At 59.6% G+C, this 1193-nt stretch carries 1 protein-coding gene; it reads right to left on the reverse strand.

Going from position 1 to position 1193, the window contains the following annotated elements; all coding sequences use genetic code 11:
• Positions 1–51 precede the first annotated feature (51 nt).
• Positions 52–1193: CoA transferase (locus A2I95_RS40175; RefSeq protein WP_291737914.1), on the reverse strand; the 1142-nt coding region annotated here is incomplete at its 5' end.

The following is a 1193-nucleotide window of genomic DNA, read 5'->3' on the forward strand; positions in this document are numbered from 1 at the left end:
ATTTTTCAAAATTTGATGACTTTGGGATGCGGTATTTTATCAGGCCGTCAGTCAGAGGACGGCTTTTGCCTCAACCTCTTTCAGCCACGCCAGAATCTCTGCCCGGTCGCCATCCAGCCGCGGGGCAGGGGCGCGGGTTTCAGGGTCCGGCAGGCCGCTCATCTTGATCGGATTGCCTGCTGACAATTTTGCGGATTGACCGTTTTTGCCTAGAACCTCGACAACCATGTTGCGGGCCAGGATCTGCGGGTCCTTCATCACCTGATCCACTGTTTGGATTGGCCCTGTTGGAATGCCGGCCCCGGTCAGAATCCCGATCCAGTGATCCTTGGTGTTCCCAAGTGTCACAGCTTCGATCAAGCGTTTCAGAAGGCGCGCGTTGTCGCAGCGCGCCGGGTTTGTGGCAAAACGCGGGTCGCTTGATAAGGGCAGCCGCAGAGCGTCGCAGAGCCGGACAAACAGCGCGTCATTGCCGGCAGCAATCACAAACAGCCCGTCTGATGCGTGGAAGGTTTCGAACGGAGTGATCGAGGGATGCCGGGCGCCAGAGGGCAGGGGGGCTTGTCCGGTAACCGACGTGATGGCAATGGCGTGTTCCAGCAACGCCAGCTGGCTGTCCAGCATGGCGACATCGATAAACTGGCCCTGACCGGTCTTCTGCACGTCCAGCAGCGCTGCCAGAATGCCGTGTCCCAGGAACATACCCGCCACGATATCGCCGATCGAGGCGCCGACGCGCACCGGATCCCGGTCCTTTTCCCCGGTGATCGACATCACGCCGCCGCGAGCCTGGACCACCATGTCATAAGCAGGTTTCAGGGCGTCCGGGCCGGAATGACCAAAGCCCGACACAGCGCCATAGATCAATCGCGGGTATTTGGCGTGCAGATCCTCCCAGCCGTAGCCCAGCCGCTGCATCACGCCAGGGCGGTAGTTCTCCAGCAGTACATCAGCCTGTGCCAGCAGCCGCTCGAATACGGCGCGGTCCGCAGGTGATTTCAGATCCAGCGCAATGCTTTCCTTGCCGTGGTTGATAGTCGCAAAATATGCGCTTTCACCGTCCTTGAATGGCGGGAAGGCCCGGGTGTCATCACCTGATCCGGGGCGTTCCACCTTGATAATCCTGGCGCCAAGATCCGACAGGATCATTGAGCAATAGGGCCCGGCCAAAACATGGGTGAGGTCCAGAACAG

Source organism: Leisingera sp. F5 (assembly GCF_001593695.1).